We start from the raw sequence: 13,045 nt of genomic DNA on the forward strand, positions 1-13,045 counted from the left end.
GAACCGTGTGGGGTCCAGAAGGAGGGTTCCCCTGGGGACGGCGTACGGCACCGCGAGGCGATCTACAGCATTCAGTTCCTCCACGGACAGATGCCGGAAGAGGTTGATCTGGCTTAAGTACGTGGCCTTGTCCACCACCGCCATGATACCGCCTACCTGACCCTTTCAGGCGCCCCGCCACGTGGGTGGCGCGGTCACCGGCGCCGGGCAGTTCACCACGAACACCTCCCCCTTGGTATCCGGAGTGCCCGGCCACCTCTTGAGGCGCCCAGCGGCCTCCTCCGCCAGGATCTCCCGCTCGGTGCGGAGCACCTTGGGCCGTGCGCCCTCGTTCCACGTGAACGTGTAGTGGTCCCAGAACGGGCTCCAGATGGCGTCTCCCGGATTCGAGTCGAATACGGAAGGCTGAAAGCCCATGGGTCCGGGCCCCTGGATGCCGTTCCCGAACACCAGGATCTTGGCCGTGGCCCCCGCCTGGGTCAGCAGCCCCGCCTTCGGGGAGGCGGCCACGCGCATCATGGGGGCCATGGGGGCCGCGGAGGTGTCCGTGACGATGTACCAGTGGTTGGGGAAGCATTGGTGCAGCTTGAACGTGACCTCCCGCCGGTTCACGTCTGGATCCTCCAGGAGCTGGCCCTGGCCCAGGTACTGCCTGCGCTGCCGGTCCACCGGGAGCTGCCCGTCCGGCCACCGCACCACGGGGTAGTTCACCACCACCTGGGTGGCCTCGACTTCCACCTGTCCTGCGCTCTGTGCATCCCGCACCTGCTCCACGGACCGTAGGAGCCGCGGCGAAGTCTTCCACGTCACCCGGTGGATCCGGTAGGCGGGCGTGAAGTCGTCCCGCCCCGGCACCGTGCTCACCACCGGCAGCTGTCCCGGCGCTCCCTGCGCGAACAGGTAGTAGTCTCCCGTGGCCTCCCGCCGCAGGGCCAGGGCGAGTTTGGGCACGAACACCAGACCCCGCGCCTGGGCAAAGGCCTGGTCCGACGCGTCGGTCCGGATGTGGTACGCGAGCTTGCCGTCGAAGAACACCGGGTGAAGCCGGAAGGTCACGAACCCGAACAGGCCCTTCCAGCCCTGGGGCCGCGTGGAGAACCGCAGCACGTCGCCCACGTTCTTTCGGGTTGCGGGCGCGGCCAGGACTGCAGGCACGATGCGCTCGCCGGCCACAAGTCCGGCCCCCGCCAGTGCGGACCACCGGAGAAACTGCCTTCGGGTCAACCGCTCTTCCATGCTCCTCCCCCCTCCTCGGTTTGTTCTTCTACCCGCGGTCACCGGGAGTCGGCCTCGGGAACACTCCGCCCGTGGGCCGTCCTGAGGATGCCCATGGCAAAGTGCACCACAGCCCCCAGAGTGCTCGCGGTCAGGCCCTCGGGGAGGAACATAGTCCCGAGCACCGCCATCATGTTCATGCGCGGCATTCCCATCGCCGGCGCCATGGCCATCAGGACGGTCATCGCCGCCGTGCCCGCCAACCCGCTCCACGCCGCCGGCCCCCACTGCACCGGAGCACCTCCTCGTTCGGCCTCACCGGCATCGTGGCGCGCCCGCCGCAGTGGGTCTGTAAGCTGCCTCACAGAACCCTGCTGCGGGCGAGGTACCGTGGTTCCAGAATCTGGTCAGGAGGTGGCTTGCTGTGGCAGAGAGCCAGAGGTACGTGGTGTTCGTCCACGCGGGCCCCCAGGAGCTGGCACGGGCCCTGCACGCACTCCTGTACGCCCGGGAGCTCACCCGCGCCGGGATCCCGGCCAAGATCGTGTTCGACGGGGCCGGCACCGTCTGGCTGCAGCAGTTCAGCGATCCCCAGCACAAATACCACGGCTTGTTCCGGGAGGTGCTGGAAGCGGGCCTCGTGGACGCCGCCTGTGCATACTGCGCCCGAGCGTTCAACGTGGTGGACGCGGTGCGGGCCACAGGCGTCCCTCTGGTAGACACCGCGGACGGCCACCCCAGCCTCGCCAGCTACGTCCAACAGGGCTGGATCCCGCTCACGCTATAATGACGGGCGGGTGTCCGAACCGGCAGAGGAGGATGACGTGCAAGGTCCAGGCGCGTACGAGGTGACCTTCGAGGCAGAAGCCCGGGCTCTGGAAGGGATGCGCAAGGTGGCCGTCACGCGGGTGACCCGCCCAGGGGGGCCCGCGGAGGCCTACACCCTGGTGAGTGACGAAGGACCGCACCTGGACGGGGAGGGAAGTGCCCCCACCCCGCTCACGTACTTCGTCGCCGGGGTTGCCTTCTGAATCCTCACCCAGCTCTCGCGGTCCGCGAGAGACCTGAAGGTGCCGGTGGAGGACGCCCGGGCCACGGTCACCGCTCGTTTCCGCCGGACCGGATCCGTGCTGCAGGAGACGGCCCGGGGAGAGTGCGTGGGCTTCACCATCCACTTGAGCGTCCGCTCTGGCGCCGACCCGGAGGTGGTGCGGCGCGTGCTCCAGACCGCACACGCCACCTGTTACACAGAGGCCTGCCTGCGCGCGGAGGTCCCCGTCGAGATCCACCACGAGGTGAACGGCGTGCCCGTTCCTTAGGAGCCCATCCGGGGACCCTGCCAGCCCGACTCGAGCACCCGCAGTACCTCTTCCATGGCTTCCTCAGCACCACGGGCAAGCGCGTCCGCGCTCCTCCGCTGCAGTCACCCCGGAGTGCTCCGGGTACTGCGCCGAGTTGGCCGCCGCCTCCACCGCCCGGCCCCGGAGGGCCAGGAGCAGCAACGCCACCAGCTTCGCCCCGCAGCACGCTGCGAGAAGCCCGAAAGCTCCCAGTCCCGCAACCCACTCCACGGTCCACCCCTCGCTAGCCCGCGCAGCAGCTCAGCCGGGCCGGATCCTTCTCGAAGGCCTGCGCCGTCAGCTTGAGCCCCTCCACGAGGGTCAGGTACGGGAACACGAGCCGGCTCAAGCGCTGCACCGTGTAGCCTTCCCGGATGGCCAGCACCGCGGTCTGGATCACCTCCCCGGCTTCCGCGGCCAGCACGGAGGCACCCAGCAGCCGGTCGGTGCTGCGGTCCGCCACCAGCTTGATCAGCCCGCGCAGGTCGCGGGCCACCCGGGCCCGCGCCAGGTGCTCCAGGCCGAGGACCGCGGTCTTCACCTCGAACCCGCGTTCACGGGCCTGCGCTTCCGTCCACCCGGCACTGGCGACTTGAGGATCGGTGAAAGTGACCCTCGGGAGGGCTTCCAGGTCCAACGGGCGGTGGTTGCCGTTCAACGCGTTCTCCGCGGCCACGGTGCCCATGTGGGCCGCCACGTACACGAACATGGGGTCACCCGTGCAGTCCCCCGCGGCGTAGACGGAAGGGTTCGTGGTCTGGGCGTACTCGTTGACCCGAACCTCGCCCTTTGGGCCCAGTTCGACACCGGCCTCCTCCAGCCCCAGGCCCGCGGTGTTGGGACGACGTCCGGTGGCCACCAGCAACTGCTCGGCTTCCACCACCTCCTCACGCTCGCCTTCCGTGAAGGTCACCCGGTAGCGGCCGCCGACCCGCTCCACCCGGGAGATCCGCACACCCGGCCGGACGACCATCCCTTCATCCTCCAGGTAACGCCGCAAGGCTTCCCCGACCTCCGGTTCCTCAAGGGGTACGACCCGTGGGAGGGCCTCCAGCACCGTGACGTGAGTCCCCGCCCGCAGGTACGTCTGCGCGAGCTCCAGGCCCACCGCGCTCGCGCCGATCACCACCAGGGACCGCGGGAGTTCCTTCAGGTTCACGGCCTCGTTGCTGGTGAGGTACCCGCTTTCCTCCAGGCCGGGAATCGGGGGTGCCCAGGGTCGGGCTCCCGTGGCCAGCACGATCCGGTGCGGACGGAAGAGGGTCCCGTCCACCTGCACCGTGCCATCCGCGCGCAACCGAGCCTGCCCCGAGATGTACCGGATCCCCGGGTACGCCTCGAGCACGTCCGTGTACTTCTCGCGGCGCAGCTCGGTCACCAGCTCGTCCTTGTGGCGCACCACCTGGTGCCAGCGGAGGTTCCCCGCCGTGGTAGAGATCCCCTGGAAGCGGTGCAGGCTCGCCTGGTGATAGGCCTCCACCGCGCGGATGAGGGCCTTGCTGGGGATGCAGCCGACGTTCACGCAGGTGCCGCCCACCGTCCCGCGCTCCACCAGGACCACCCGGGCCCCCAGCTCCGCCCCGCGGATGGCAGCCGCAAACCCTGCAGACCCGCCACCCACCACCAGCAGGTCCACCGCCTCCGCCGGCCCGGCGCCACGCTCCTCCAGGTCCAGGACCCTGCGCTCCCGCACCGCGGCGCGGTAGCCGGCCTCCTGCACCGCCCGCACCAGCACCTCCGGCTGCACGGGGCCCGAGGCGACGACCCGCGCCCGCCGGGACTCCCACCCCGGTACCTGTACTGCCACCACCCCCGGGACGTGTTCCAGGGCCTCCCGGACGTGCTCCGCACACGCGTCACACGTCATGCCTTCTACGTCCAACACGAACTCCGCTCTCGCCTCCATAGAAACCCTCCCGTTCATTATATACTAAAATTCGTATAGTTATCTTACCTCGTTCGTCGGACCCGTCAAGCGAACTTCAGTCCTCCACGGGACAGGCCAGGGCCTGCTCCACGAGGTCCGCGAGGCGCGCTCGTGCCAGGGCCACGCACGAATCCGCCGCCCCGTAGTACAGCCACACCATTCCCTCGCGGGCCAGGGCACCGCACGTGAACACGATGTTGAACCCGTTCCCGACGCGCTCGTACGGAGCCTCCGGGCTGAGCACCGGGTGCGCACACCGGCTGGTCACACGAGCCGGGTTTTCCAAGTCCAGCAAGGCCACGCCCAGCCGGTAGTTGGGAACACCTGCCACCACCTTCACGCCGTGGTAGATCACCAGCCACCCCTCCGGGGTCTCCACGGGCACGGCCCCGGCCCCTACACGGGCCCCGTCCCACCAGGTGCCACCCCGTTCGGGGAGCACCAGTTGTGGCCTTCCCCAGAAGGCGAGGTCGGGAGACTCCGCGACCCATATGTGCTCCGCACCCCCGGACGAAGGCCGGTGCAGCAGCCACCACCGCCCACGGATGCGGCGGGGGAAGAGGGCCGCGTCCTTGTTGGGGGGTGGGAGGACGAGCCCCAGACGCCGGACGGAACGGAAGTCCCGGGTGGTGGCCAGCGCCACCGCGGGTCCGCTGGGACCCACGGCCACGTACGCGATCACCCACTCTCCCAGCTCCTCGACGAAGGTCACCCGGGGGTCCTCACAGCCCAGGGCTTCGTAGCGCTCGTCGCCCCCGTCCGGGGACAGGAGGGGCTCCGGGTCCACCCTCCAGCTGCCGATCCCGTCCGGGCTTCGGGCCACGTGGAGGCTGGACCGCCCGTCCGTCCCCTCCACCCGCAGGAGGAGCACCACCTCGCCCTCGACCTCCGCCACCCCGGGGTTGTAGACCCCGAGGGCCGGCACGGGCAGATCTGACGCACGCAGGATCGGGTTGCCCTCGTACCTCCGGAAGATGTCCATGTGCCTCCTCTACACGCACGCGTCGTGTTCGGGCCTGACCCTCAGCCGAGGCGCAGCCACGCCGCAGCCGCCACAGCAGGTCCCTGCGCACCTCCCGCTCCGTACGGACCCGAAGGCGGACGCCGGTGATGGTATCTAGCTTCCATCCCACCGGCGCTTCCCCCTGGACCGGCGCGCTCTGCCGCCCGCCTTTTGCCCGGAGCGTCCGCGGTCTACCCGCGCTCGGTCGCCTCCTCCTTCACCCCGGCCTCGACTTCCGGGGTGTCCGACTTCTCCCGCTCCCGCCGCTTCTTGAGCGCCTCCTGTTGCCGCTCCCACTCCTCCGCCACGGCCCAGTCAACTCCACCGCAGCACCCGCACATGCTCTCCCTCCTTTCTGTGTCTTCTCACCTACGGATTCCACCACCGTCCACCCGGCAGATCGAACAGGCCGAGGACGCGGTTGTCCACGTTGGGGATCAGGGTCGTCGTCAGGCCCTCTGGAGCTCCCGTCTTTGCCGCCTGCAGCGCCCGCTCCACCTCGTCCGTGTCCCCCTCCACCACCAAGGACACCCGGCCCTCGCCCAGGTACTCCCGCCGCACGAGACGCACGGACGCGGCCTTGACCATGCGGTCGGCCGCCCCCACCACGTCCGCCAGGCAGTCGCACTCCACGATTCCCACCGAACGTGCCATGGCACTCTCCTCCTTTCCTTTTTGTCCTTCAGTGCCGTCCACCCATCATCCCCGACATCATCCCCTGGACCATCTGCCGCACGTGCGCGGGAAGCTGCGGCAGGACCGCCTCCGTCAGCTCCATCTCCTTACGCATCATCTCCTCGCCCCGCTCCATGAGGATGCTCATGTGGGTTCCCATCAGCTTCTTGCGGTCCGTCTCCGACAGCTCTGCCAGCACCTCGAACCGCGTCTTGAACAGCTTCTTCTTGTCCTCGTCGGGAAGCGCCGCCACCGCATCCATCATGGCCGCCATCGCCCGCTTGCGCTCCGCCTCGCCCATCTCCGCGAACATCCGCAGGCGCTCGCCCAACATGACCTTTCGCTGCGCGTCGGGCATCCGGGCCAACCCGGCCGCCATGTCCCGCATGGCGGCCGCGCTCATCATCTCCTGTCCCGGTGCCTGCCGGGCCGACACCGGTGCCTCGGCCTGCGCCGGGCTCGCCAGGAGGATGAGGGAGACCACCACCACCGCCAGACCCAGCACGACGTCGTTGGTCAGCGCAGGCCCTCCGCCGTAGCCCAAAATCCACGGGGCGACGACGAGCCAAGCTCCCAGAACCAGGTTCACCCACGCCCACCCTTTCATGCTGCTCACCTCCCTCATCCCTCACGGGGTCTCGAACAATACCCGGTCCATGGACGACATCACCACCCGCCGCCGGTCCGGTGGCAGCTCCGCGAGCGCCTCCAGTCGCTCGCGGGCCATCAGGTCGCGAACCTCCTCGGGCGCCTGCGCGAGGGCCTCCTGCATGGCCCGCAGGTAGAGCAGCCGCTGCCGCTCCGGCATCTCTGCGAGGGCAGCCACCACCTTGCCCAGGACCTTCCGACGCACCCCCGGCAGCTGGGCGGGAAGGACCACCGCCACCATCTGCTGCACCAGGGCCTGGCGCTGGTTCACCTGCGCGATCACCCGGAAGCCCGTCAAGCACGCAAGGCCCCACAGGAAGAAGGGGATCCCGACCGCCAGCATGGGGCCCTTGTTCAGCTGACCGAAGTGCCCCTCGATCAGGAGCATCAGCCCGATCACCAGGGGCACGACGCCCAGGACGTACAGAACTTCCTTGACCCAGGTCTGTGTCACGGTTTCCCGGATGAAGGGCTCGCCGATCGCCTTCTTGTACCCGCCCCGCACCCCCACCAGCCACACGTAGCCGAAAGCCAGAAAGACCAGTCCGGGCCACGGCCCCCTGTGCTCCATCGCCTCCCGCGCTTCCTCCCAAAATCCCGCGTCGAAGGGCGCAATGCCCTTAAAGACGTGGTGGAAGCCCAGAGCGATGGCCAGCACGGTTACGGCCAGGAACGTCTCCTTGAGGAAGATGCCCCACCACCCGTACCACTCGTCCCGCACCAGACGTGCCATCCGCATGAAGAGCTTGGCCATGCCCCGGAGGGGAATCAGGGGGATGAAGCCGAACGCCATGGCGAAGGCGATCCCCCACCAGTTCCACCGGGGGATCGCCACGGGCACACCTTCGGGCGGGTGGGGCCCGATCAGGTAGCGGATGCCGAACAGTAGCGCCACGGTCCCGCAGCACAGCACCCGGCCGTCCCCGAACAGGAGGTCGGGACGGAAGAACATCCGGATGGGGCGACCGATGGCCTGCCGCAGGCTCGGCAGGATGGCAAACAGCGTGAGGTCCACCGGGAGTAACACCCACAAGACCACCTTCGCCCAGTACGGCAGACCGGACTGCAGGACGAACCCCATCGCGGGGATGTACGCCATGCTGAGCACGCCGAGGATGAACAGCGGGGCGCGGTAGGAAAGGTACCGGCGGCCCAGCTTCCGTCCCACGGGCCAAAGCATGATGGTGGTCACCGTAGCCCAGATGGCCACCGCCACCCCATGCTCCCGGCCACCGACCAACCAGGTTCCCACCAGCACGGCCCACAGGGCCACCAGGGCGGGCAGGAGCTCTTCCCGGAATCCCTCGAGGACCGGCAGCCCGGGCGGGATCAGGGGAAGACGCGATACTGCAGGGATCCTGGTGGCCACGGCTCCTCGCCTCCACATATATTCGTTTTGCCGTATTGGTTTCCTACCATACCGTCCTGCGCGTGTCAAGGGAATCCATGAACCAAACGCCTCCTACCGGCCCGGAGGCAGGAGCGCTCCGAGCAGGCTCGCGGCGTGTGCTAGGTCCGACGCCTTCAGGGCGAAGAAGCCAATGGGCCCGGCCATGACCACGTGGGCCACGAACGGCACGAGCAGGAACCGGGGCATGGGGAACCGGATGGCCGGCATCATGACGGGCATGGCCACCATCATGCCGGCCCAGATGAACAGGCCCCATGCCACGGCAAGCCACCAGCTACCCCGGCCGAACAGGAGGGTGTAGGTGATCCCGAACCCGAGACCATTGAGCAGATGCCACCCGTACCCCGCCAGGAGGACCGTACTCCAGGCAACCCCGGCTTCCGCAGCCGTCTTCGGCACCGCCACAGAGAGGAACTGCCGCACCAGCTCCATGGGAACCCTAGGGAGGCCCCGCGGCTGGGCGTACACGGAGTCCGCGGGGCTGGCCACCGCTCGGTCCATGGCGCGGAACACAACTCGGCGAATGTCTGCGGACAGGCTGGCCAGGACCTCCAGTTGCACCTGCACCAGCTGCTCGCGGGCGTCGGCGGGCAGCTCTTCCAGGCCCTTGCGCATCCCCCGCACCACGGCCACGCGCACCGGTTCGGGCAAGCCCGCCAGGGCCGCGAGCCGTTCCTCCAGCATCCGACGGCGCGCCTCCCCATCGGTCCTCGCGAGGTGCTTCACCATCTCCGCCACGGTGTTCTCCTGCAGCCTTGGCCCGAGGCCCAGGGCCAGAAGCCCGAACACCCGCGGCATGTCCACGGGAAACGCCCGCAGCACGTGGTGCCCGAACAGCCGAACCACGTCCAGGGCCGCGGTGGCCACCGCACCGCCCAAAGCACCCCAGCCCACCAGCTCCAGCACGCCCGGATCCGCCGCCCGCGCCGCCAGCAAGGCTGCCGCCAGGGCTACCCCGCCGGGCGGCCACCACCACCGGATCGCCCGAGGGGCCGGGAGGTCCAGGATGCGATCCGCCAGGAGGGTGAGGATCGGGAGGTTCACCGCGACAACCGCCACGAACCAGAGCAGCCAGTGCACCGGGCCCTCCCGCATGTAATACGGTAAGCCGTATATTATGCTCCTGGGGTCACCCTGTCAAGTGCCCAGCGTGGTGCTACTCTCTCTGCGTCTGCGGGATTCCCCCGGCCGCCGCCCGGTCCACCCACCAGACCAATAGACCGCCCTCCGGGTGTACGCCGCCCGCGGGACAGCTCCACGGGTCCGGCGGTTCCACGAGCGCCCGGCGCACGGCCTCCCGCTTCTCTGCGCCGGTGACCAACACGTCCACGCGCCGCGCCCGGTTGATCACGGGCAGCGTCAGGGTGAGGCGGACCGGTGGGTCGGCCGTGACGCGCACGGCTACCACCCACCGCTCGGTCTCCAAAAGTGCGGGAGAACCCGGGAACAGCGAGGCCACGTGTCCGTCCGCACCCATCCCGAGGAGTACGAGGTCGAACCGGGGAGGGTCACAGAACGCCGCCCGCAGCACCGACTCGTACGCCCGCGCGGCCTCGTCCGGTTGCTCGAAGCGGGTCGGCATGGGGTATACGTTTTCGGGCGGGATCGGCACGCGCCCGAGGAGCGCCTCGTAGGCCATCCGCGCGTTACTCCGGGGGTCGTCCGGTGGCACGTACCGTTCGTCCCCCCAGAACACCACAACCTGCGGCCACGGAATCCTGGGGTCTGCGGCGAGCCGCTCGTACACAGGCCGGGGCGTGCGGCCGCCCGCGAGGGCCACGATGCATCGGCCGCGTTCGGACGCGGTCGTCTCGAGGAAGGCGCCAAGCTCCTCCGCCGCCGCCGCGCTGAGGGTTTGCGGGTCCGGGTACATCCGGAGCTCACGCTTCACGGGTTCCACCAGCTCCGGCCCTCGCGGGCCAACAGGGCATCCGCCTGCTCCGGTCCCCAGCTCCCGGCCGGGTACGGGCGGGCTCCCGGCGGATCGGCCAGGACCGGGTCGTACAGGCGCCATGCGGCCTCGACCTCGTCGGACCGGACGAAGAGGGTCTGGTCTCCGAGGAGGATGTCGTAGAGGAGTGTCTCGTAGGCGTCGGGCAGGGTGCCGAACGCCTCCGCGTACCGAAACCGCAGCCGTTGGGTGCGGAGCGTGATGGGCTGTCCGGGAGCTTTCACCTCGAAGAGGAGGTCAAACCCCTCGTCCGGCTGCAGGGTCATCACGAGGGCGTTCGGGTTCGCGGGACAGTCCGGGCCGAGGGGACAGATGGGAGCCGGCCGGAAGTGCACCACCACATGGCTGATCTGGCGCTTCAACCGTTTCCCGGTCCGCAGGTAGAAGGGGACGCCGCGCCACCGCCAGTTCACGATCTCCACCCGCAGGGCGGCGAACGTCTCCGTAGCGGATGCAGCCCCCACCTCTTCCCGGTAACCGGGGACCTCCAGGCCGTCCACCCACCCCGGCCCGTACTGGCCAAAGACCACGTGTTCCCGCGCGATGGGTGCCATGGACTGCAGGACTTTCACCTTCTCGTTGCGAATGGCGTCGGCCTCGAAGGAGGCGGGCGGCTCCATGGCCACGAGGGTCAGGATCTGGGTCAGGTGGTTCTGGACCATGTCCCGGAGGGCGCCCACCCGGTCGTAGTAGCCGAGGCGTCCTTCCACGCCCGTCGTCTCCGCCACCGTGATCTGCACGTGGTCCACCCGGTCCCGGTTCCACACGGACTCGAAGACGGGGTTCGCGAACCGGAAGGTGAGCAGGTTCTGCACCGTCTCCTTCCCCAGGTAGTGGTCGATCCGGAAGATCTGGGACTCCTCGAAGTACGCGTGGATGGATCGGTTCAGGGCGCGGGCAGACGTGAGGTCGGTGCCGAAGGGCTTTTCCACCACGAGCCGCGTCCACCCGCGGCTGCGGTGCAGCCCACGTTGGCCGATCCGCTCGACGAGATCGGGAACGGCCTGCGGGGGGACCGCGAGGTACAGGACACGGTTTCCGGGAAGGCCATGTGCACGCTCGAGGGAGTCCATGCGCTCGCGTAGCGTCCCCGCCCCCTCCGGATCACCGCCCAGGGCGTGGTAGAAGAGCCGAGTCTCGCACCACCGGCCGACCTCCTCCTCGGGATGCCCCTGTGCGAGGAGGGCTTCCCTCGCCCACGCCCGGAACCCATCGTCCGTCCACCCGGATCGGGCCACCCCCAGCACCACCACGGGCCCACCCGCATCGCGGCGACTCAGCCGGAACAGGACGGAGAGGAGCTTGCGGCGCATGAGGTCCCCGGTGGCGCCGAACACCACGAAGAGGGCCGGGGGCAGGGAACGGGCGATCACGGCTCCCGCCGCACGGGGTGCCCGCCGAACTGGTGGCGCAGCGCCGCAAGCAGCCGGTCCGCGTAGGACTCGGTGTCCCGCGACCGGAGCCGCTGGATCAGGGAGAGGGTGATGACCGGGGCCGGGACGTCCAGGTCCACGGCCTCGAACACCGTCCACCGGCCCTCCCCCGTGTCCTCCACGTACGGGGCGATCCCGGAGAGGTCCGGATCCTCCGCCAGCGCCCGTGCCACCAGGTCCAGCAGCCAAGACCGGATCACGCTGCCGTACCGCCACACCTCCGCCACCTGGCGCACGTCCAACCCGAACTCCCGCTTGTGCCGCAGGATACTGAATCCCTCCGCGTACGCCTGCATGAGGCCGTACTCGATCCCGTTGTGGACCATCTTCACGAAGTGACCGGCCCCCACGGGGCCCACATGCCCCCACCCCCGATCCGGAGCCGGCGCGAGTGCCTCAAAGACCGGCCGCAGGCGCTCCACCACATCCTTTTCTCCGCCCACCATGAGGCAGTACCCCTCCTCCTCGCCCCACACTCCCCCGCTCGTGCCGACGTCCACGAAGTGCACGCCGTGTGCGCCCAGTCGTTGCGCCCGCCGCAGGGTGTCGCGGTAGTGGGAGTTGCCTCCGTCCACCACCACGTCACCCGCCACAAGGTGCGGGAGCAGCTGATCCAGTGTATCGTCCACGGGTTTCCCCGCGGGGACCATCAGCCACACGATCCGCGGAGACGCCAGGGCGTCCGCCAGCTCGTGGAGGGAACCGGCCGGCCGGGCGCCCAACCGGGCAGCCCGCTCGACCCGGTCGGGGTCCCGGTCGTATCCGGTAACCCGCAGGCCGGCCCGCAACAGCCGCCGTGCCATTCCCAGGCCCATCCGTCCCAATCCTACGAGTCCGATCTCCATCTCCTTCCTCCTTACACCAGCATACACGTAAATTCGGTAACCTTATTCTCCACCCACGGGATTCTCCCGGCACTTGCACCGCGGACCGGACTCCGGATACGCTTCCATTAGAATCCGATCGACGTAGAATCTTTTAGGGAGACGTGGGAATGCGTCACGACCTCATGCCGGCTCCGTTCGTGCTGCCGAATCTTTCGGACGAGGTCCTCACCGCGAAGTTCTTCCGGGCCCTCGGGGACCCCACGCGGCTTCGGATCCTGCAGCTCGTGCTGGACGAGGAGAAGAACGTCACGGAGCTCGTGCAGCTCACGGGGTCCCCTCAGGGTCGCGTCTCCAGCCACCTGAGCTGTCTGCGGTGGTGCGGGTACGTGACCGCCCGCCGGGAGGGCCGCCGGGTGTACTATCGGGTCACGGATCCCCGGGTTCGGGAGCTCCTCCTTCTCGCTTCCTCCCTGGTGCGGGACCACACGGATCGGATCCGCAGCTGCACCCTCATCGACGGCCGCAGGACCCGGAACCGGCGGGTCCGGGCGCGGCGGTAGCGCCCTGCGCCATTTGACGTTCTCCGGAGAACCTGCTAAGATGAGGCAGGAACCC

17 protein-coding genes are annotated in these 13,045 nt (G+C 69.1%); 4 read left to right on the top strand and 13 right to left on the bottom strand.

What is annotated here, in order from left to right:
• Nucleotides 1-165: 165 nt before the first annotated feature.
• Both QN206_11440 and QN206_11445 read right to left on the bottom strand, forming a co-directional pair.
• Nucleotides 166-1,236 carry a hypothetical protein gene (locus QN206_11440; protein ID MDR7615419.1) on the bottom strand — a complete coding sequence of 357 codons (1,071 nt, stop codon included), beginning with the start codon at nt 1,234-1,236 and terminating at the stop codon, nt 166-168.
• 38 nt (nt 1,237-1,274) lie between these two features.
• Nucleotides 1,275-1,508 (bottom strand): hypothetical protein, encoded by a 234-nt coding sequence (locus tag QN206_11445; protein MDR7615420.1) that lies wholly within the window; start codon nt 1,506-1,508, stop codon nt 1,275-1,277.
• Between the two features lie 131 nt (nt 1,509-1,639).
• On the opposite strand from QN206_11445, the gene QN206_11450 reads away from it, so the two are divergent.
• The 3 genes from QN206_11450 to QN206_11460 are packed head-to-tail and all read left to right on the top strand — an operon-like array spanning nt 1,640 to nt 2,534.
• Nucleotides 1,640-2,002, top strand: a complete 363-nt coding sequence (locus QN206_11450) for a hypothetical protein (GenBank protein ID MDR7615421.1) — start codon at nt 1,640-1,642, stop codon at nt 2,000-2,002.
• 37 nt (nt 2,003-2,039) lie between these two features.
• Nucleotides 2,040-2,246: a hypothetical protein gene (locus QN206_11455; protein MDR7615422.1), complete on the top strand. Its 207-nt coding sequence runs from the start codon at nt 2,040-2,042 to the stop codon at nt 2,244-2,246.
• Nucleotides 2,247-2,534: a hypothetical protein gene (locus tag QN206_11460; protein ID MDR7615423.1), complete on the top strand. Its 288-nt coding sequence runs from the start codon at nt 2,247-2,249 to the stop codon at nt 2,532-2,534.
• Nucleotides 2,535-2,597: 63 nt separating this feature from the next.
• Here the strand turns inward: QN206_11460 and QN206_11465 are convergent, their stop codons facing one another.
• The 11 genes from QN206_11465 to gnd form a co-directional block, all read right to left on the bottom strand.
• Nucleotides 2,598-2,786: a hypothetical protein gene (locus QN206_11465; protein MDR7615424.1), complete on the bottom strand. Its 189-nt coding sequence runs from the start codon at nt 2,784-2,786 to the stop codon at nt 2,598-2,600.
• Between the two features lie 13 nt (nt 2,787-2,799).
• Nucleotides 2,800-4,461 carry a mercury(II) reductase gene (gene merA / locus QN206_11470; protein ID MDR7615425.1) on the bottom strand — a complete coding sequence of 554 codons (1,662 nt, stop codon included), beginning with the start codon at nt 4,459-4,461 and terminating at the stop codon, nt 2,800-2,802.
• 76 nt (nt 4,462-4,537) lie between these two features.
• Nucleotides 4,538-5,464 (bottom strand): glycosidase, encoded by a 927-nt coding sequence (locus QN206_11475; GenBank protein ID MDR7615426.1) that lies wholly within the window; start codon nt 5,462-5,464, stop codon nt 4,538-4,540.
• Between the two features lie 212 nt (nt 5,465-5,676).
• Nucleotides 5,677-5,826 (bottom strand): hypothetical protein, encoded by a 150-nt coding sequence (locus QN206_11480; protein ID MDR7615427.1) that lies wholly within the window; start codon nt 5,824-5,826, stop codon nt 5,677-5,679.
• A gap of 28 nt (nt 5,827-5,854) precedes the next feature.
• Nucleotides 5,855-6,139 (bottom strand): BMC domain-containing protein, encoded by a 285-nt coding sequence (locus QN206_11485; GenBank protein MDR7615428.1) that lies wholly within the window; start codon nt 6,137-6,139, stop codon nt 5,855-5,857.
• Between the two features lie 28 nt (nt 6,140-6,167).
• A complete protein-coding gene (locus QN206_11490) occupies nt 6,168-6,767 on the bottom strand; it encodes an SPW repeat protein (GenBank protein MDR7615429.1) in 600 nt (199 codons plus the stop codon).
• Between the two features lie 21 nt (nt 6,768-6,788).
• The gene (locus QN206_11495; protein ID MDR7615430.1) at nt 6,789-8,177 is read right to left on the bottom strand and encodes a hypothetical protein; all 1,389 of its coding nucleotides are present in this window, start codon (nt 8,175-8,177) and stop codon (nt 6,789-6,791) included.
• Nucleotides 8,178-8,270: 93 nt separating this feature from the next.
• On the bottom strand, nt 8,271-9,299 hold the full coding sequence (locus QN206_11500; protein MDR7615431.1) for a hypothetical protein: 1,029 nt from the start codon (nt 9,297-9,299) through the stop codon (nt 8,271-8,273).
• A gap of 76 nt (nt 9,300-9,375) precedes the next feature.
• Entirely contained in the window at nt 9,376-10,110 is a 735-nt protein-coding gene (pgl, locus tag QN206_11505; GenBank protein ID MDR7615432.1) for a 6-phosphogluconolactonase, read from the bottom strand.
• Nucleotides 10,107-11,543, bottom strand: coding sequence for a glucose-6-phosphate dehydrogenase (gene zwf / locus QN206_11510; protein ID MDR7615433.1), 1,437 nt, complete (start codon nt 11,541-11,543; stop codon nt 10,107-10,109). Before zwf ends, pgl begins: the two co-directional genes overlap by 4 nt.
• Nucleotides 11,540-12,475: a decarboxylating 6-phosphogluconate dehydrogenase gene (gene gnd / locus QN206_11515; GenBank protein MDR7615434.1), complete on the bottom strand. Its 936-nt coding sequence runs from the start codon at nt 12,473-12,475 to the stop codon at nt 11,540-11,542. Before gnd ends, zwf begins: the two co-directional genes overlap by 4 nt.
• Nucleotides 12,476-12,597: 122 nt before the next feature.
• Between gnd and QN206_11520 the strand changes: the two genes are divergently transcribed.
• A complete protein-coding gene (locus QN206_11520; GenBank protein ID MDR7615435.1) occupies nt 12,598-12,990 on the top strand; it encodes a metalloregulator ArsR/SmtB family transcription factor in 393 nt (130 codons plus the stop codon).
• The last annotated feature ends 55 nt before the right edge of the window (nt 12,991-13,045 follow it).

The sequence above is a fragment of the Armatimonadota bacterium genome, assembly GCA_031460175.1.
GTDB classification, from domain to species: domain Bacteria; phylum Sysuimicrobiota; class Sysuimicrobiia; order Sysuimicrobiales; family Sysuimicrobiaceae; genus Sysuimicrobium; species Sysuimicrobium tengchongense.